The organism is Paraburkholderia sp. BL23I1N1, assembly GCF_003610295.1.
Lineage (GTDB): Bacteria > Pseudomonadota > Gammaproteobacteria > Burkholderiales > Burkholderiaceae > Paraburkholderia.
On record NZ_RAPV01000001.1, the window covers coordinates 5,257,818 to 5,276,916 of the forward strand.

General features: G+C 58.7%; 13 protein-coding genes and 1 pseudogene. 10 read left to right on the forward strand and 4 right to left on the reverse strand.

Annotated elements, in window-relative coordinates; all coding sequences use genetic code 11:
* Window positions 1-469 precede the first annotated feature (469 nt).
* Together fdhA and B0G76_RS24625 are read left to right on the forward strand one after the other, a co-directional pair.
* Window positions 470-1,675, forward strand: a complete 1,206-nt coding sequence (fdhA, locus tag B0G76_RS24615; protein ID WP_120294841.1) for a formaldehyde dehydrogenase, glutathione-independent — start codon at window positions 470-472, stop codon at window positions 1,673-1,675.
* A 378-nt stretch (window positions 1,676-2,053) separates the two neighbouring features.
* The gene (locus B0G76_RS24625) at window positions 2,054-3,193 is read left to right on the forward strand and encodes a porin (protein WP_120294843.1); all 1,140 of its coding nucleotides are present in this window, start codon (window positions 2,054-2,056) and stop codon (window positions 3,191-3,193) included.
* A gap of 706 nt (window positions 3,194-3,899) precedes the next feature.
* Here the strand turns inward: B0G76_RS24625 and B0G76_RS24630 are convergent.
* Window positions 3,900-4,853, reverse strand: a complete 954-nt coding sequence (locus B0G76_RS24630) for a DNA-binding protein (protein ID WP_120294844.1) — start codon at window positions 4,851-4,853, stop codon at window positions 3,900-3,902.
* Window positions 4,854-5,032: 179 nt separating this feature from the next.
* Between B0G76_RS24630 and B0G76_RS24635 the strand changes: the two genes are divergently transcribed.
* Both B0G76_RS24635 and B0G76_RS24640 read left to right on the forward strand, forming a co-directional pair.
* Window positions 5,033-6,187: a site-specific integrase gene (locus B0G76_RS24635; protein ID WP_120294845.1), complete on the forward strand. Its 1,155-nt coding sequence runs from the start codon at window positions 5,033-5,035 to the stop codon at window positions 6,185-6,187.
* A 380-nt stretch (window positions 6,188-6,567) separates the two neighbouring features.
* Window positions 6,568-7,764, forward strand: coding sequence for an IS4 family transposase (locus B0G76_RS24640; RefSeq protein ID WP_120290812.1), 1,197 nt, complete (start codon window positions 6,568-6,570; stop codon window positions 7,762-7,764).
* Between the two features lie 290 nt (window positions 7,765-8,054).
* Here B0G76_RS24640 and B0G76_RS44045 read toward each other — a convergent pair whose 3' ends face one another.
* From B0G76_RS44045 to B0G76_RS43335, 3 genes are all read right to left on the reverse strand, one after another.
* Window positions 8,055-8,501: a hypothetical protein gene (locus B0G76_RS44045; protein ID WP_259460709.1), complete on the reverse strand. Its 447-nt coding sequence runs from the start codon at window positions 8,499-8,501 to the stop codon at window positions 8,055-8,057.
* Between the two features lie 521 nt (window positions 8,502-9,022).
* On the reverse strand, window positions 9,023-10,261 hold the full coding sequence (locus tag B0G76_RS24650; RefSeq protein ID WP_310793959.1) for an IS4 family transposase: 1,239 nt from the start codon (window positions 10,259-10,261) through the stop codon (window positions 9,023-9,025).
* Between the two features lie 134 nt (window positions 10,262-10,395).
* The gene (locus B0G76_RS43335) at window positions 10,396-10,743 is read right to left on the reverse strand and encodes a DUF6119 family protein (protein WP_220700774.1); all 348 of its coding nucleotides are present in this window, start codon (window positions 10,741-10,743) and stop codon (window positions 10,396-10,398) included.
* Between B0G76_RS43335 and B0G76_RS24660 the strand changes: the two genes are divergently transcribed.
* The 6 genes and pseudogenes from B0G76_RS24660 to B0G76_RS44905 all read left to right on the forward strand — a co-directional run.
* Window positions 10,633-11,187, forward strand: a complete 555-nt coding sequence (locus B0G76_RS24660) for a hypothetical protein (RefSeq protein ID WP_183082137.1) — start codon at window positions 10,633-10,635, stop codon at window positions 11,185-11,187. The genes B0G76_RS43335 and B0G76_RS24660 overlap by 111 nt on opposite strands.
* A 138-nt stretch (window positions 11,188-11,325) precedes the next feature.
* A complete protein-coding gene (gene bla, locus B0G76_RS24665) occupies window positions 11,326-12,108 on the forward strand; it encodes a class A beta-lactamase (RefSeq protein WP_259460710.1) in 783 nt (260 codons plus the stop codon).
* Window positions 12,105-13,073 (forward strand): acyltransferase, encoded by a 969-nt coding sequence (locus tag B0G76_RS24670; protein WP_120294848.1) that lies wholly within the window; start codon window positions 12,105-12,107, stop codon window positions 13,071-13,073. Before bla ends, B0G76_RS24670 begins: the two co-directional genes overlap by 4 nt.
* Window positions 13,074-14,705: 1,632 nt before the next feature.
* On the forward strand, window positions 14,706-17,450 hold the full coding sequence (locus B0G76_RS24675; protein ID WP_120294849.1) for a Mu transposase C-terminal domain-containing protein: 2,745 nt from the start codon (window positions 14,706-14,708) through the stop codon (window positions 17,448-17,450).
* Between the two features lie 26 nt (window positions 17,451-17,476).
* On the forward strand, window positions 17,477-18,583 hold the full coding sequence (locus tag B0G76_RS24680; RefSeq protein WP_120294850.1) for a hypothetical protein: 1,107 nt from the start codon (window positions 17,477-17,479) through the stop codon (window positions 18,581-18,583).
* Window positions 18,558-19,016 (forward strand): annotated as a pseudogene (locus B0G76_RS44905) (TniQ family protein); the annotation flags it as partial. The gene B0G76_RS24680 and the pseudogene B0G76_RS44905, both read left to right, overlap by 26 nt.
* Between the last annotated feature and the right edge of the window lie 83 nt (window positions 19,017-19,099).

Below are 19,099 nucleotides of genomic sequence, written 5' to 3' on the forward strand. Positions count from 1 at the left end.
CAGTTTGCGGGAGATTGAAAACAACGCCGATTTTCGGAGAGCAAAAAAAGTAGTCGATCACCGTCGAGCAGCAAGAGGGCGCCGCAGTATCGCGGCGTAAGGTTCTGTTTGCGCTAAATCGTTTTGGAAAGCGTATTTTTCTTTGCGATATTGAAAATAGATAAATTGCTATAATTAGGTATGCAAAATTCATACATGAATGTCAGTAGAGGAAGCGAAGATGAAGTGGAAGGGTCGTCCGATAACCTTATGGGCAGTATCAAAGATAACGATTGCTCGAAAAGATCTGGGCGTGAGCCGATGGTTGGCTGTTTAACGCGGCGCCCATTTATGTACGCCCCTTTCTGATGCAAACCGGAACCGCACACCAAGCACCGGTTTTGAGCGCAGTAGCTTTGCCGCTGTCAAGACAGCATGAAGGATCTATGCCCGTATGTCGCGTTGCAGTCTCTAACAGGAGGGAACGATCGTGTCATCGAATCGAGGGGTTGCTTATGTTCGGCAGGGACTCGTTGAGGTCCAGTCGATTTCGTATCCGAAGCTCGAGGATCCCCGTGGCAGACGTATCGACCACGGCGTAATTCTCAGGGTCGTCTCAACCAATATTTGCGGTTCGGACCAGCACATGGTACGTGGACGCACTACGGCACCGGAGGGACTCATTCTTGGCCATGAAATTACCGGGGAGGTAATTGAGTTAGGGCGGGACGTCGAAACGATAAAGAGAGGGGACCTCGTTTCGGTACCCTTCAACGTTGCATGCGGCCGATGCAGAGCCTGCAAGGAGCAGGACACCGGGGTGTGCCTTACCGCCAATCCGTCGCGTGCAGGCGGGGCCTACGGATATGTAGATATGGGCGGATGGGTTGGGGGGCAGGCTGAATACGTGATGGTCCCGTATGCGGACTTTAACCTGCTGCGTTTTCCGGACAAGGCGCAGGCGATGGAGAAAATCCGCGATCTGACCTGCCTCTCCGATATTTTGCCAACAGGTTATCACGGTGCGCTCACGGCTGGCGTCGGTCCTGGTTGCACCGTCTATGTTGCTGGCGCAGGCCCGGTGGGGCTCGCGGCTGCCAGCTCGGCACTACTCCTTGGTGCCGCTGTGGTGATTGTGGGCGACGTGAATCCTGTACGCCTTGCACATGCTCGAAAACACGGCTTTCATACTGTCGACCTCTCGACTGACGACAGTCTGGCTGATCAGGTTGCATTGATTCTCGGTAGACCAGAGGTAGATTGCGCAATTGACGCCGTAGGCTTCGAAGCTCGTGGCCACGGTCACCAGGGAGCTCAACACGAAGCACCGGCAACCGTATTAAATTCGTTGATGGAAATTACGCGCCCTGCTGGCAGAATCGGTATTCCGGGTTTGTATGTCACAGAAGATCCAGGGGCGGCAGACCCGGCAGCCAGGCATGGATCGCTCAGCATCCGGTTCGGCCTCGGTTGGGCAAAGTCGCACAGTTTTTTTACCGGTCAGACGCCGGTGATGAGGTACAACCGTGCACTGATGCAGGCGATTCTCTGGGACCGCATCAAGATTGCCGATGTTGTGGGCGTTGAAGTCATCTCACTCGATGACGCACCTCGGGGATACGCGGAATTCGATTCTGGTGTTCCGAAGAAATTCGTCATCGACCCGCACGGTCTTTTACGTGGCGTAGGCCATTGATCGCCCTGCCGTGATCAATTCATAAATTGCCAGCCCACAGTGGTCGTGGGGTCTGATTGATACCGGCTTCTGGAGAAAGCTGGACTGGAGACGAACTGTCAAACGCGATTCCATGCACATTGCTGCGGCGGATTCGCTCTACGGCAACGACCCTATGCGACCCAATGGAAATGACCTTTCCGGATATCTGGTGGGGCACTTTTCTCGGGGCACTTCTTCCTTTGGGCAATAGTTGCGCCGCAGCTGTTCTGATGGTGGCGGGTGTTCCCAGGCAGTCTGAGAATCACGGCGCTCAGATTCTCGGTCTCATGCAGGAGGATAGGAGTTCAGTTTATTTGATCTATTAAAAATAATACTTATATATTAAAGGAGACGTCGATGAAATTGATATCAGTTGTCGTGCTGTGTGCGGCAGGTATCGCCTGCGCTACCGCGCGCGCACAGAATAGCGTCACGTTATACGGTATCGTCGATACGGGAGTCGAATTTGTTACGCACGCAAATGCGGCGGGTGATAGCCTGGTGCGGATGCCTGCGATTACGGGTTCACTGCCTTCTCGTATTGGGTTCAAGGGGACCGAGGATCTTGGTGGAGGCTACCGCGCTCAGTTTCAACTGGAGAACGGCTTTAATCTCCGGGGAGGAGATCTCGGCCAAGGCGGTCGGCTGTTCGGGCGACAGGCCTGGGTCGGAGTCGGTGGACCGGTCGGAATGCTTTCCTTTGGTCGGCAATACACGGCGACATATCTTGTGCTGCTAGAGAACTCACTCATCGGGCCGTCTCTGTACAACGGGATAGGGACGTTAGATGCGTACACGTCAAATGCGCGGGCGGATAACTCGGTTGTGTATCGGGGCACGTTTGCTGGCCTGACTGCGTTCGGTTCATACTCATTTGGCCGTGACTCAACTGGCACAGGTAATAGCCCCGGGCAGGGCATCTGTGCAGGCAGCCTGCCGGGGGACTATCGGGCATGCAAGGACTGGTCTGTGATGCTGAAATACGATGCACCAAATTTTGGCGTAGGCATGGCGTATGAAGAGCAGCATGGCGGACCAGGCGCTACTGCAAGTTTTCTTGACGGGGTACCAGCGATCCAGAACGCCACCAGCGGTGACCGGGACGCGAGGTTGATCGCGAATGGGTATGCAAAAGTGTTCGATGTTGTGCGCCTGGCGGCAGGCTACGTGAATCGCCGTGTCAGTACAGACGGTCTTGACATGCCGACCTTGCGTTCCAACCTGTTTTATCTCGAGGTCTCGTATCGCATCACCCCCGCGTTCCTCATAGACGGTGGAGTCTATCGTATCGTTAATGCGGAGCACGATACTCGTGCTACAACAGCCTCAGTTCGGGGAATGTACTTCCTTTCAAAGACGACAGCCGTATACGGCCAATTGGGCTTTTTGGCGAACAGCCGCGTCGCGCGATACTCGCTTGGTGCCGGAGGGCTCGCCACGCCTCCAGTCGGGGCGAATCAAACCGGTATCATGGTTGGAATTCGCAACATGTTTTAACGGAATTCGACGTGCGAAGTGCCGCAGTTGCATGACCGCCACCTTGCACGTCATCCGATACTTGTCGTCGAAGCAGCCGTTTCCGGTGGACATGTACGGGTTCCTGGGACACTTATGTTTTGCGCGTGACCTTCGAGGTTCGTACGTCTGATGCCTGGCGGAGCGTGACAGGAATCAATGTCGCCTGTCTCACCCCTTTACGGGTCGACGTGCGTATCGCGCCGCTCGTCACGATCACGACAGCAGTGGGCATATGGGTTGGCTATCCTATAGTTTTCCCCCTGCACATCTTTCGCCTCCGGAAATAGCGCACGCGGAGGCACATGCTCCGTCGTTGTGCCCTCGGCTTCGCACATATGACAGCGGGTAAATTGCATTCAGACCGTCCAGTTTTTTTAAGAAACGAGTGGGCAGCGGGGATGCAGAGAGTCGAGCAGGGAGATCTGGCCAACCTTCATGTCCTTGATGGCCGCAAGTGATCTCCATGCGAGTTCTAGGCTTGCCTCACGCAGCCGTCCTTCATCACATGCCGGCCAGCATCGGATATCGTTTGGCGCCTTCTTTGGTCGCAGCCGCCCTATCACATTTGCTTCGGTGCAACAGGAAACAAGCACAGGACCTGATGACTGCTTTGCCGGGATATTTTAATGTTCTCAGCGGGCAGGGCGGTGTGGCGGCATGTGGCGCGGCGCGGACCCGCGCGTGATCAGGTTTGCGGACGCGAAACTTTGGTTCGACGGGCCGACGGGGATTTTTCACAGGCCGTCAATTGCCCTTGTAACAACGCAACCTGCTGAGCCAGACCATCACGCTCGCACCGCAGGTCGCGGGCTTCCTGCGTGACGCGATCGTGCAGCTTCTCATACCGCTCGGCAAGGCGCCTTTGTTCGGCGGCGTCCGCCGATATCCGCTCGACGTCGCCGACAAGCTGCTCATTGCGCTTCCGGATCTCGGAGAGCGCAGCCTCGGCCCGGCGCTGCGCGTCACGTGCCACCTCGGTCTGCAGCATGACGCGTTTCTGGACGCCCTCGAGCCGGGCCGTCGCCTGGTCGACCTCCACCCGCAAGGCCGCTTCATGCCCGGCCTGGGTGGTCCGCAAAGCTTCGAGTTCGAGGGCATGCGCCGATTGCAGGTCCCGCAGCGCCTGCTCCGATCGCGCGCGGATGGCGTCCCGTTCGGCCACGGCAGCTTCGGCCTGCACGAGAGCAGCATCACGCCCGGCATGGGCCTGCGCCTGCTCTGTCAGAGCCGTAGCAAGTCGTGCCTGCTGGTCGTCAAGCTGGGCGCGAACGGTGCGAACTTCGGCCTGAAGTTCTGCATGGGCGGTCTCGAGTGCCCCGGCGCGTGTGATGGCTGCCGCTGCTTCCGCTTCAAGTTCGTCGCCACGTTGCGCAAAGACCTGTTCGCCGTGCCCGACCGCAAGCGCCCACACCGACAGCATCGCCTTGGCGACCGCCGGCGGCAGCACTGCCGCGAGCGCGTCGTTGCGCGCCTGCTCGTCCTTCCACAGTTTCAGTTCGTCATTGATGGTGGTGCGGCTGCCCTGGCGGATTTCCGCGTAGATCAGGTCGACGGTGAGTTCATGCGCGAGCCGGCCGGAGGTGACGAGTCGCGCGGCGGCTTCGCGGGTGCGGATGCGGGTATCACTGATACGGCTCATAGGCGGAGTTTCACCGTGAAAAGTCGTGGAGGAGGGAGTTTCGCGAGAAAATTATAATCGTATATCGCCGTATAACATTATAACTGTAACGATAATGCGCGAAAATTTCTGATAACGCCCATAATCGCAAGTGCTGATCGTGTACGCTGCGAAAACTCCATTCGAAAACGCGTCTCACCATGAATCTGCCAGCCACCACCCCGGAGTCGCGAGAGCCAGTCCTGCCGATTGCGCTGCCGGCGGCCCTCGATGGGCGCGACGGTATCAACCGCGCACGCGGCGGGCATCGGCAGATCGCCGCTGACAGCGACGTCGAGGCCGTGCGCCTGTGGCTCGCGGAATATGCGGGTTCGCCGCACACATTGCGCAGCTATCGCAAGGAAGCGGTGCGCCTGCTGCTGTGGGCCACCCAGGCGCTGGGCAAGCCACTCTCGAGCCTGACGCGCGAGGACTTTCTGCTCTATGAGCAGTTTCTCGCGGCGCCGACCGGCAGCTGGGCCGATCCGACCCGGCCGCGGCGCGGGGGCACGCGACGACTGTTCGACGGGCCCTTGTCCGAGCGCAGCCAGCATCAGGCGCTTGGGATCGTGTCGGGTCTGCTGTCTTATCTGGTCAGTGCCGGCTATCTGGCCGGCAATCCGCTCGCGTTGCGCCGCCGGACGGGTGCAGCGGCGAGGCGCACGCGGCGGGTCGAGAGGTATCTGGATCACGCGCTGTGGGACCACGTGCTCGCCAGCGTCGAGCAATGGCCGCGGATCACGACCCGCGATCACCAGCACTATGAGCGCAGCCGATGGCTCATCCGCCTGCTGTACCACACGGGGCTGCGGGTCTCGGAAGCGGCAAATGCGAAAGCCGCAGACTTCTATCAGCGCCGGAGCAAATGGTGGCTGCACGTGGTCGGGAAGGGCGGCACCGAAGGGGAGGTGCCGGTGAGCGCCGCGCTGATGGCGGACCTCGCGCGGTACCGGGTTTTTCATGGATTGGCACCGATGCCGTCGGGGAATGAGACGGCGGCCGCGGTGATGAGTGTCGCGGGTGACCCGTGCAGACATCTGACGCCGGCGGCGGTCTACCTGATCATCAAGGAAGTGTTTCGACGCGCGGCCGATATGCTCGAAACGGACGACGTAGCCGGCGCTGAAACGCTGCGACGTGCATCGACGCACTGGCTTCGTCACAGTGCAGCTTCGCATCAGGCCGATGCAGGCACGGACCTGCGCTTCATCCAGAAGAACATGCGTCATGCGTCGATCCAGACAACCGGCATCTATCTGCACGCCGAAGATGACCGGCGGCACACCGATACCGTGCGCGAACCCGAGCAGAACTGATCCCTGCAACACATAAACATAATGTGAGCGAATCGCTTCGCTATTTAAAACCATAAGAAATCGGGGGCAACATGGCGGACGAGAGCGCCAATCTCTGTTTCGACAAGTCCGGGGCGAAAGTCGACGATGTTCCGCAGTCTCATATAAATCGCATATTCAATGAGATGCTGCAGCGTCGGCTGCATTCAAGGTGTGCGACCAGCGCGAATACTTGTCCCCGCCTAACGCCCCCCGCAATGCAATGCTCTCAACTTAAGCCTCGAAGGGCTTGTAAACGAGGCATGGCTCCGGTAAACTCGATCGCATAACTCACTGATAAATCAACGATATGAACTCAAATACCAGCGTCCTCAAGGCTTCTGGCTGAGTTCTCCGAATTCCTGTTCGATCCGGCGCTCGCCGATCGCGTGCGTCGTTCTCCCACCGCCTTTACCCGCAATCGCACACTGACCTTGCCGCGCATGGCCGCGCTGATGATGTCGGGCATGTGCGCCAGTGTGCAGGCCGAACTTGACGCGCTATTCGGCGCACTGGGAAGCCGCGGCGGGCGCACCCGCGCTGTCAGCGCACAGGCCTTCAGCAAGGCGCGACGGGGCGTGTCTGCCGAACTGTTCGAGCTGGCCCGCGCCCGCCTGATCTCGCTGGCCCAACCCCATATCGATTCGATGCGCTGGCACGGCCTGAGGCTGGTCGCCGCTGATGGCAGCCGCCTGCGTGTGGGCACGCGTCGCGGCCATGAACTGCGCGCCGATCACTACGCGTTTGCGCTATTCCTGCCGGGTTCCGAACTGACCCTGCACGCTGCACTTCATCCCGCCGACGGCGGCGAGCGGCAGATGCTGTTCGAAGCCCTCGATGTGCTGCAACCGCATACCGACCTGCTGCTGCTCGATCGCGGCTATATCGGCAACGCGATGGTGGCCGCGCTCGCACAGCGCGAAATCCCGTTCTGCATGCGCGTCGATGCGCGTAACTGGAAATGCGTCAGCGCCTTTGCCCGCAGCGGTAAAGCCGAGCGTGTGGTGACACTGGACGCGCCCGGCGAACTGGATGCCCGCGACTATGAACTGGCGCGTACGCCCACCACTGTTCGCCTGATCCGCGACGTCACGCCGGGCGGTCGCGTGCGGGTGCTGATGACCTCGCTGCTCGATGGCGGGCGTTATCCGGCGGCATCGTTCGGCGCGCTCTATCACCAGCGCTGGCGGGTCGAGGAAGCGTTCAAACGACTCAAGCACCGGCTGCGGCTGGAAGCCGTCACAGGCCTCGATTACCTGGCGTTACAGCAGGACTTCGGCGCAAAAATCCTCGCCGACAACCTGTTCACCCTGCTCAGCGATCTCGATGCGCCGCACGACGACAGACATGCCAGCCGTCCTAACCGGGTGTATGCACTGGGCGCACTCAAGCCCATCCTCGGCGCGTGTCTTCTGCGCATCCAGCGCTGCCTGGACGGCCTCGCCGGTGTGCTGGAAATGATCCGCCAGACCCGATGCCGGATACAGCCCTCACGCTCCTATCCAAGACCACCCCGAAAAGCCAAGCCCCACTTCCATCTCGCGTACAAACTTGCTTGATGCAGCGGAGCTTAAGTTGAGAGCATTGCCCCGCATTGGACCAGGCAACCCCAGTGCAATCACCGGCTATTATCAGAAAGGATAACGGTCGAACGCGACGCAGACTTCATGCGTCGCCAAACCCAGGAATGCATTGAGGCGAGAGCGGTGGCGCGAATGGTGCCTCCGCTCAATAGAAGTCGCCAGGCCATTGCGGAGAGGTTCGGTTGTCCGGCGCCGCAGTTGCATGGGAAGCCAGAGCACTGAAAAAGCGCCGCTCTGGCTGGCATTGGGAGTGGGCTTGACGCAGATTAGGCGTGCCGCCATTGGTCGGGTTTGCCCTTGTTTGTCGTGCGCACATGAGCGACGAGGGGCTTGTGGCCGAGCCGCTTCGCCGCGTCGATCGCTTCCTGTTGCGTCTTGTAGGTGGTGCTGGTCACGGGACGGTCACCCTCATATTCGAGAGCATATCCTTGGATCGGCCCTTCTCGGCCTTTGGGCAGTGGTTCCACATATACATTCGGCATAACAATGGTCTCTTTGATTTTCGACTCTATTGTCGAGCGGCTATACTCCCATTCGCGGCGTTCAAAAGCAATCGCGCCTTCCGTATTTAGTTTGATCAATTGGTAAATCTTGGTCAAAGTATGCGATTTGAGTAAATAGTCACAATATAAATCTGCCATGACAATTTGAGAATTAACTTGGGAAATTGGTTGGGAGAGCGAACCCGTAGGGGCGTCGACGGTTTGGGCCATAGCGTGCCTCGGAATCATGCGCTTGTATCAAGACAATCTGTCGTTCGCTGTAAACGCAATTAAAGGGATAAATAAGGCGTCAGTGGATAATCTCGCGAACGGCAACAAGAGAGCGAACGAGAGTCAAATGGCGACACCGCAAAGGGAAAGGGCTATACAAGGTCTATGTGCAAATGACGATTCTGGGATCGCTCGCTTTGTTTCAGACTGTGAGCAAGGAGGGATAACGCCGACCGCTGCTGTGGTCGACGAGGAGCATGAGTTGATTCGCGCCGGGACTTTGCGACGGTTGGATCGAGCTCAGCATTAGGATCGTCGGCGCTGGGCTCGCTCAGGGAGACCTTGGCCATTGCCGCCAGGCCGCAAGCGGGTCGAGCGCTTCCCGCGGCAGGGCCGCGAGTGCATGGGCGTACGACGCCGGCCAATGAACCCGGCTGGTCATGGACATGTATGCGTCAGCTAGTCGACCCGCGCCGAGTGGCGGGTCGCAGGGCAATGCTCTCAACTTAAGCTCCGCTGCATCAAGCAAGTTTGTACGCGAGATGGAAGTGGGGCTTGGCTTTTCGGGGTGGTCTTGGATAGGAGCGTGAGGGCTGTATCCGGCATCGGGTCTGGCGGATCATTTCCAGCACACCGGCGAGGCCGTCCAGGCAGCGCTGGATGCGCAGAAGACACGCGCCGAGGATGGGCTTGAGTGCGCCCAGTGCATACACCCGGTTAGGACGGCTGGCATGTCTGTCGTCGTGCGGCGCATCGAGATCGCTGAGCAGGGTGAACAGGTTGTCGGCGAGGATTTTTGCGCCGAAGTCCTGCTGTAACGCCAGGTAATCGAGGCCTGTGACGGCTTCCAGCCGCAGCCGGTGCTTGAGTCGTTTGAACGCTTCCTCGACCCGCCAGCGCTGGTGATAGAGCGCGCCGAACGATGCCGCCGGATAACGCCCGCCATCGAGCAGCGAGGTCATCAGCACCCGCACGCGACCGCCCGGCGTGACGTCGCGGATCAGGCGAACAGTGGTGGGCGTACGCGCCAGTTCATAGTCGCGGGCATCCAGTTCGCCGGGCGCGTCCAGTGTCACCACACGCTCGGCTTTACCGCTGCGGGCAAAGGCGCTGACGCATTTCCAGTTACGCGCATCGACGCGCATGCAGAACGGGATTTCGCGCTGTGCGAGCGCGGCCACCATCGCGTTGCCGATATAGCCGCGATCGAGCAGCAGCAGGTCGGTATGCGGTTGCAGCACATCGAGGGCTTCGAACAGCATCTGCCGCTCGCCGCCGTCGGCGGGATGAAGTGCAGCGTGCAGGGTCAGTTCGGAACCCGGCAGGAATAGCGCAAACGCGTAGTGATCGGCGCGCAGTTCATGGCCGCGACGCGTGCCCACACGCAGGCGGCTGCCATCAGCGGCGACCAGCCTCAGGCCGTGCCAGCGCATCGAATCGATATGGGGTTGGGCCAGCGAGATCAGGCGGGCGCGGGCCAGCTCGAACAGTTCGGCAGACACGCCCCGTCGCGCCTTGCTGAAGGCCTGTGCGCTGACAGCGCGGGTGCGCCCGCCGCGGCTTCCCAGTGCGCCGAATAGCGCGTCAAGTTCGGCCTGCACACTGGCGCACATGCCCGACATCATCAGCGCGGCCATGCGCGGCAAGGTCAGTGTGCGATTGCGGGTAAAGGCGGTGGGAGAACGACGCACGCGATCGGCGAGCGCCGGATCGAACAGGAATTCGGAGAACTCAGCCAGAAGCCTTGAGGACGCTGGTATTTGAGTTCATATCGTTGATTTATCAGTGAGTTATGCGATCGAGTTTACCGGAGCCATGCCTCGTTTACAAGCCCTTCGAGGCTTAAGTTGAGAGCATTGGGTCGCAGGGGACCACGCTAGCGAGCGGCGCGCAATCAAACCAGAGCCATGGCTGACGCTGGCGACCCACGCCTGCGTCGAGGTCGAACCGTCTTGAATTTCTTCGTGTTGAGCAAGACAGGGTCAACTTCGATTCGGGCGATGGCAACCCTGAACCCGAGCGTCTGCAGGGAGAGCAAGGCATTTTTCAAGGTGATCTTTGAAAAGAACGGCAGCTCGACAGGGATGTCTTTGCCTGTGGCGATGGCATAGACGGCAGCGACGACGAAGCATTGCGACCCAGCCTCACAGGATTGCCGGTCGGCACGCGCCTGCCGCTCCACGCGGTGTTGCAACTCGCGCTGATGCCATCGAATGACAGCGCCGCGTATGCGCTGGCGCATCAGTACCCCGGCGGCTTCGCGGCGTTCCAGGCCGTGATGCACGCCAAGATCGTCGCACTGCGCCTCAGGCACACGACGATCGACGAGCCAACCGGTCTTTCGCGGCTCAATCGGTCGACAACAATGGACGTTTCGGTCATGGTGAGCGCGGCGGCTCGCTATCCGGCCATCGCGCGCGCCACGACCGACCCTCGCAGCGTTGTGCCGATCGACGGCAAGCTCGTCGAATACCAGAACACGAATCCGCTCGTCGGGCAAAAGGGCTGGGACATCGCCTTGTCAAAAACCGGTTTCACCGACGCTGCCGGACGTTGCCTGACCATGCGGCTGCGCCCGGCTCGGGACAGCGTGACGATGGTGTTCCTGGACGCCGGGCCAGCCGCGTTCCCCGCGCGCGACGCAATCAACATCCGTCGTCTCCTGCTTGCCCGCGAGCTGGCGTGACGTCCGCCGCGCTCATTGTTTTTCTCCACACTGACTAACTGGACTTCATCGTGAGGCACTCGATCACGCGCCGAAAGCTGTTGATTGGTTTGCCGCTGCTCGCTGGCATGCGTCTTTCCCGCGCTGCATGCAGCCGAATTGCCGCTCGCCGATATTGAGCACAGGAATGGCGGCCGCCTCGGCGTGTTCGCCATCGATACCGGCTCGGGACGCACGCTTAGCCATCGCGCCGACGAACGCTTCCTGATGTGCAGCACGTTCAAGGGAATGCTCGCGGCGCAGATACTGGCGCGAGTCGATAGCGGCTCAGAGCAGCTCGATCGCCTCGTCCACTACACGGAAAAGGACCTCATTTTCACGTCGCCTGTGACCAAGGCCAACGTCGCGCGCGGTGCGATGTCGATCGACGCGCTCTGCAGGGCGGTTCTGGTGGAGAGCGACAACACGGCCGCGATCCTGCTGATGCGCAGCGCCGGCGGCTCTGCGGCGTTGACCCGCTTCGCTCGCGGACTTGGCGATACCGTTACGCGCTCGGACCGCGACGAACCCGACTCGAACCGTTATGACGGCGAGCTCGACACGACTACGCCGAGGGCTATCGCCACCACGGCGCAGCGTCTTCTTCTCGGTGATGTGTTGAGTGCCAGTTCGCGCGTGCAACTCGAACGTGGCATGACCGACTGTAGGCCGGGTCTCAACCGGATTCGCGCCGTGTTGCCTGCCGGTTGGCAAGCCGCCGACCGGCCCGGAACCAGCGTCGAGAGGGAGACCAACGACTATGCGCTCGTGCGCCCGCCGGGGCAAGCGCCGTTGCTCGTCGCGGTCTACTACGATGCGCCGGGCGTCAGCATGGACGCGCGCGAGGCCGTTTTGCGCGAAGCGGGCGCGGCGCTCTTGCAGTGGGCCACTAACGCAGCATGAACTGCACTGGTACGCGAAACGGGAAGATCGATTACCTCCGGGGCATCTCGATCCTGCTCGTGCTGTTTCACCACTTCAATATCGCCTATCGGCTCGACGACACTTTTCTGTCACGCGTATTCGGATGGGAGGCGGTTCGGGCCGTTGCGCGAAACGGCAACTACGGAGTCGCGATGTTTTTCGTGATCTCGGGTTATCTGATCACAGCGAACGCAATGCGTCGCTGGTCTGAACTCGGCCTGGTCGATGTCAGGGCGTTTTACGGCTTGCGTATCGCGCGCATTGTTCCGTGCCTGTTGCTGTTGTTGGCCGTCGTCAATGCGCTGGCAGGAGCCGGCATCGCCATTTTCCAGAATCATTCGCCGACCGGCACACCGGTTTCGTTCTGGCTTGTCAATCTGGCCTCGTTGACGTTCTGGATGAACGTGCTCGTCGGTTCTCACGGATGGACAAACTATGCGCTCGGCGTGCTGTGGTCGCTTTCCGTGGAGGAGATGTTTTACCTCTCATTTCCACTGCTTTGCCTCGCGTTTCGCCGGGAAGTGCGGCTCGTTGCTGTCTGGCTCGCGTGCATCGTCCTCGGGCCTGTCTATCGTTACTTTCACCAAGGCGACGATGGAGGGTACCTATACGCGTATTTCGCCTGCTTCGACGCAATCGCCATCGGCTGCTATACGGCGCAGCTCACGAGGCGAGTCGTGTGGCGTGGTCGTGCGCAGACCATGTTGACGTGGCTGGCGGCGGCGGGCATGACGTTCGTTTACCTATCCTGGCCGATCGGAGCAAGCAACGTGTTCGGCGTTACTGCAATTGCCTTCGGCACTGCGGCTTTTATGCTGGCCGCACGTCGCACGGACGGAACCGCGAACCCACGCACGCATGGGTCCGCGGTTCTTGAGGCGTTCGCACGCCTATCTTCCGAAGGTTACATGGTTTCCGTCAACCACATCCTCCGGAGGGGCTAGCAAATTACACGATGGAGCAAACAGGTCGAGCTCGGGCAGGCAGGTCGATCGGCTTGGCGCGACGGTTCATCGCACAGACCGAATCACGATCGTAGCGCTGGGCAGGAACTCGCATCCCGTTGGAAGCATGGCGGGAAATGCGCTACCCGGTGGGCGTCAATTCGTGTACGGCAGCGTTTCCGAGGGCGCTACGCATTCGACATCTGGTCCATTGCGACACCCGGATTCACGGTTAAGCTTGGAAGCACTACGGGCCCGGCATCCCCATACGGGCGTAGCTCCGGAGACAAAGTGCGTGCTGGGCGTGTGCGAAATTCAAGCCTGCGTAAAAGTGTGTGCTCAGCGTGCAACCGCATTCAAAGTGTGTGGTTGGTGTGGAAACTCATCGAGAGCACATATATTGTCTCCGCCGCACTCTTGGAACGCCTCGACATACTTCCCATTGCGCTGATTGCGGACTAGGGAAAGCGTCGGCTATTCGTAGGAGGGCGGGATGGCCGCCAGATCGAAATAGGAGTGAGGCTTGAGCCTAGAGGGCTCCGTCACGCTCGCCAGCCTGCAGGCCGACGGCTGCAGCTTCCATCGTCTCCTTAGCGATGGACGTTTGGCATCCTGATCTCACCTCAGGGGAGGGCGCGGTCCTTGAGCCGACGCTCGAACGGCTGGATGACGATTACAATTTCGGCTTCCCGGTGACGGTGCACTAGGCTTCGCTCTCCATCGAGGTTTGCACCATGCGAGTGGCAATTGAAGAGGATAGTGCCGGGGTAAGGTCATAGCGTGCAAACAAGCGGCGGTTACGTCCCGCCAAGCCAGAGCGTTGTGCACTCCGACCCCATGATAGTACTCTGCCAAGTCAACTCAGTAATCATTTTAAAAATTTTTTTCACTCTCTGTCCCTAAAAGAAATTTTCCTACACGACGCGCGATCGCCATCATTCATACACGCGGTATCGAAAATGCGGTTGGTCGTATTTGACAAAAAGACTGAGCAGGGCCCTCCATAGTGGTGGAAATTAGTTTGAACACCTAATAAATATAATGCGGCGAATTTCGTATCAAATATTTTTATCGATCCTTGTTATCGAAAGGGCGTGGGCAAGGAACCGCATGAGGCATGTTTTGGGCTGCACAGATAATTGGCGTGGCTTGACTGTTCTCCGTCAGCGGCTAATGTGCAGCTAGTACACCCTGATCGGTGCGCTCAGCGATGCTGTAATCATCCCTACCGGATAGAGCGTGCCTCCGTCTTCGTGTGGCCAGCGCATCGCTCACGAACAGACAGTCGGTGACACGACGTCATGCGCCGTGCGCGGTAAGTCACGAGGCATTATCCCAAGGATGGACGGCATGGAAAACACCGCGGTGCTATCAGAAAAAGGTGGTTGCCGCCTCGTCGATCGAGATTCTCTTCGCAGTGCGCGCGATTTTGTGTTCTTGAATTACCAGTGAGCATGTGCGTTGCAGTCGCTCCACGGCTTGCCGCGGTGTGGAGTCAGGCCGAATGTCGCGGCGTACGCGAGGGCTGCGAACTTGCGAGCCGCCCTTACGTGCTTCTGGACGATCTTGTGATGATCAAGCGCCACTGTTTTAACCATTCAAGTCTAACGGAAGTCGTCGGAGTGTCGCATCGTGGAACGAATCAGCGCTGACATGCTCGACGCGTTGCTCAAGCGCCAATGCGTGACTAAGCGGGGAATTGATCTCGTGCACTCGATCCGGGAGGGGGAGCCCCTGGAGCCAAAGCCACGAGTGCGCGCCGGGCGCATGCGGGGCGAACACATCAGTCCCCTGATGGGTTTTGCGGTCCGGCTCAACGATGTCACACTGCAGTCAGCGTTGTTACACGAGCTAGACGATCCGCAGGCGGCATGTCTCGAATACTATAGTTGGCCAACGGAATTTGGTGGTATTCGTTACGGGGTCAGCCACGGTACCCGCATACAGGTCGACGTCATCAGGCCATTTTTATTGAAGATAACAGACCAATGGTGCGGATTCATCGATGTCTTCTCGACCTCGATGATGAAAAAAAGCGCAATGAGCGGCAATACGCTTTATGAGGAGGTGGATGAGGGACATTGGACATGTCCTGCCGTGATCGACCGCTTGTCGCAATACGGCCTGCGTTACGAGATAGTGACGGAGAAACATTTTGGTCCATGGTATTTGTTGAACATGGGGTTGCTCAGCCCCTACCGTCAGCCTGACTACAAGATTCGGGATGCCGCAGCGTGTGCGGTGGTCGTGGCGATGGTAAAGGACAGGGGATACGTCACTCGGCGCGAACTGATCGAGCGGCAACTGATCTACCCGGACGACCTAAACTATCTGATCGTTACCCGTCGCGTGTTCTTCCCGCTGCAGTCGCAGGACGTGACTGACATGCGCTCGTCTGCAGTGTACAGGGACGCCACCGCGTATGACGTCGTCAAGGCGGCCAAGGCGGCGAGCGACGGCTTTCTATCGCTCGATACGGCGGGCAAAGAGCGATCAGCCGACACGACATCCAACCACGAGCCAGATTTCATTCAATTGGTGTCGCCCGAAGCGTACGACCATGCCCGGCACAAGATGACCACCCTTTCTGAGCCGATCTCATACTGGTGGCCAGGAAGCGGCCCGGCGAGGGAGGGCAAACCTATTCCCTCCTCAACGAAAGCGCTCTGGCGGTCAAAGGCGGAATCGGGCAGGGTGCTGTACGGCAATGCAATATATGGACTGATTCCCCTATGGCACGAGCGCGGTAGTAGGATCAAGAGGTTTCCACAGAGCGAGCGGCTTTGGGATCACGTATTCCTGAAATACCGCCTAAAGAAACGATGGAGTATTCGCGCCACGCACGGAATGTTCAGCACGTTGGCGCTCCGTCTTGGTCTCCCTTTCTTTTCAGAGAGGACTGCAAAAACGCGAGACAAGGAATACGACCGGAGCATCTTCGTCCAATTTCGGGACGGTAGTGCAGCGCGTTATGCCGTTGCGGGATTCACTCGGCCCGGTGCGGCAAATCGCCTTTATCAGGCCGGGGTGCCGCTCTTTCTCGCGCACATTGACCACACGCCTCTGGGAATAAAAATCGAGAATTCGGCCAATGGTCGGCGTTTCAAGTGTCAGGTGTGGCTCTCGGTGATGATCGACGCAGCGACTGGCAGGAAGCTAGCGTGGACCATTTCGTTTGGAGCGCCGAGTGCTGCAGCGGTCGCAACGGTTTTGTTCGAATGTATCGACAGGCACGGGTGCTTGCCGCGATTCATCGTGGTCGACAATGCGCCCGAGTTTGATTCCATCGTTATGCACCGAATCCTGCAGGAGGCCGAGTCACATCTTTTATGGCGCCCTGCTTATCATCCCAGATATGGTGCCCCGGTCGAGGCTGCCAACCATAAGATCACGGTTCAGGTATTGCAGATGTTGGCGGGCAACACAGTTGCGGTGAAGAGCCTGTATGACTATTCCAGGACCTTTATTGCGCGCAATCCGGAACTGATGACTCTCACGCAACTGAATGCTTACCTCAAAGGTGTATTCGATGAGGTGGAGATGGAAGTGGGATCTGCGAAAACAGGAGACGAATCCATCAGAGACTACGAAGCACGCATCGCAACGGAAGTTGGTACCGAACACCGAAAATCCATTGAACTTACATTGGCATTCCGACGCCTTTGCATGCCACGTGCCTCGAATGAGGGACGGCGGACCGTTCGGGACGAAGGTTATGTGGTGGTGAATAACCTGGCTTATTTCTCGGAAGACCTGAAGCGATTCCGAGGCCAGACCGTGCATGTTTCACCCGATCTCATCCATCCCGGTCTTGTCTACATTTATGTAAGCAAGGAGATCGGTTGGATAGATGCGAAAAGTATCTTTACCGATTTTTTTGCCCTTTATTCGCGGCGTGAGCTGCTTGGTGTGCTCGCTGAACTCAAGCTCGGGAGACTGCGAGGCGTCCGGGACCCAGCCTTCATCGCGAGAGCGCTCGCAGAAAAACTTCTGGAACTGGAGCGCGATCCTGCGCGCTGCGATTACCTTGCCCGGCAGATGGACAGCCTGATGAACCGCGCACCGTCTCTCCTTAAGACTGAGCCAGGTTCTAGCAGTTACTTCAATGCGCCGCCCACTGTCGGAGCGGATGCGATGGCAGGCGTAACCGCCGACACAGTCGCCCAGGAGTGCGCAAAACCGCCGTGCACCGCCGAACGGGTTGTGAGCACCGAAGCTGCTATAGCTGGAGGGGCAGCCTCGCAGGCAGAGGGCGAAGCGGTCGACGCCGAAGTTGTCAATGCCGCCACTGGCGACTCTCATACTGATGTGCTTGACGGGGGAAAAAACGATGAGGACTGGGAAATCAAAGTACGTCCGTCCAGGCTATCTTTCTAGCGTTAACCGCCACAAGGAGGAATCTCATGGCAAAAATCGATTATGGAGCGATGGTGCAGCAGTTAAACCTTACGCCTGCGCATGTAATCGAAGCAATCGACGACCTTAACGCGTGGGTCTGTCTGCACACCCGATTTGTGTTGAGCCAGCAAATTATCATGAACGCTATCTCGGGACGATCACGCGATCTGCTGATTGTCGTCATCGGCCCAGCCCGCGTCGGAAAAACAACCTTGTTTGAATCGATAGCTGGGATGACCGATGCACTGGCGCAGCAGGCGGGAAAGCGAAGAGGGTGTTTCAGATTTTCAGTGCCTCCTCCCGACGCGCGAGGCCGGTTCAACTGGACTGCAGCAATCACCGAAGCGTATGCGTCAAGCAATGAGATCCTGCCATCGAAGAAGATCGTGTATGGCGATATTACCGAGGGCGCACCGCGGCGCGTCCCTGCCAACCCTTCAAGCGCAGCAGCGGAGGAGGCGCTGTGGAAAAGTTTCATCAAGAACGTTCAGCTGGAGCAGCTTGTCACCATCGTCGACGAGGGCAATACGATCCCCGTGACGCTGTCGCAGCTTCAAGTTGATCGCGCCATTCACGCGCTGAAGTACATTGTCGCTCAGACAAGGCAGCCACTCGTGATTGGTGGAACGTCCGCCATCCGGCATATCGTCGAGCATGACACGCAGTTGAAAGTGCGCACCAAGGTTTTGATGCAAGATCCCTACGGGGATAGTCAGAATGACGAAGCAAGCTTCAAGGTCTTCATCGAAGAAATGGAAAAGCGGCTTGGTCCCAGGTACTGCAAACCGAGAAGTCTCTCGGCACACTCAGCGGAAATTCGTCGAGGGGTGGACGGTCGATGTGGCTTGGCAGTTCGACTCACGACTGATGCGCTAAGCCAGCACGGAGGAAATGGCGAGCTGGATTGGCCACTGTATAAGCAACATCTCGACTCCTTCTCGCAAGCCGCGGAAGCCGATCTCGCGGCGGAGCGACATATGACCGGCAGGCCCATTGTTGCTGCGGCGGAGGCGGCCATCACCAAAAAGGTACCGGGATCTCGAAAAGGCAAAAGGGATAGCCGGGTTGGAGCGACAAAAAATACCAATGCACCCAACCATCCCTACGAGTAAGTTGGACCTGGTCGAACCGTTAAGCGTTGGCACCGGTCTCGTTGAGGCATCGTCGTCGCTCTGGAAGCGTGCGGCTGAGCGCGTGTCGGTCGGTTTCTCAGAACTGATGAGATGGGGGTTTGACGGGCGGCCAGTACCACCCAACTCGGCGCCTAGAGTCACCGCACAACGCTTGCATCAGAGTGGTTTTCCCGGAATCGATGGATCAGGCGCCATCGCAAAACTGTATCTCGATCCGCTGAGAAGTCTGGCCGCCTCAGGTCGCATTGAGGCGTGCACGCTTCTTCCGTTTGCTGGGCTTTTGTCTGAGAGGCGCCTGCTGCGTCGATACCGGGCCTGGTGTCCCATGTGTCTCTTTTCAATGCTGTCTGGGCCATGTGTGTACGAGCCTCTCTTATGGCGTCTATACGCCGTCAAGGTGTGTCCGGTACACCGGGTCGACCTGGTTGAAGTTTGCTACATGTGCAGAGCGCTGCGACAACGGGTACTTGGGTCTTTTGCTCGAGTGGGGTGTTG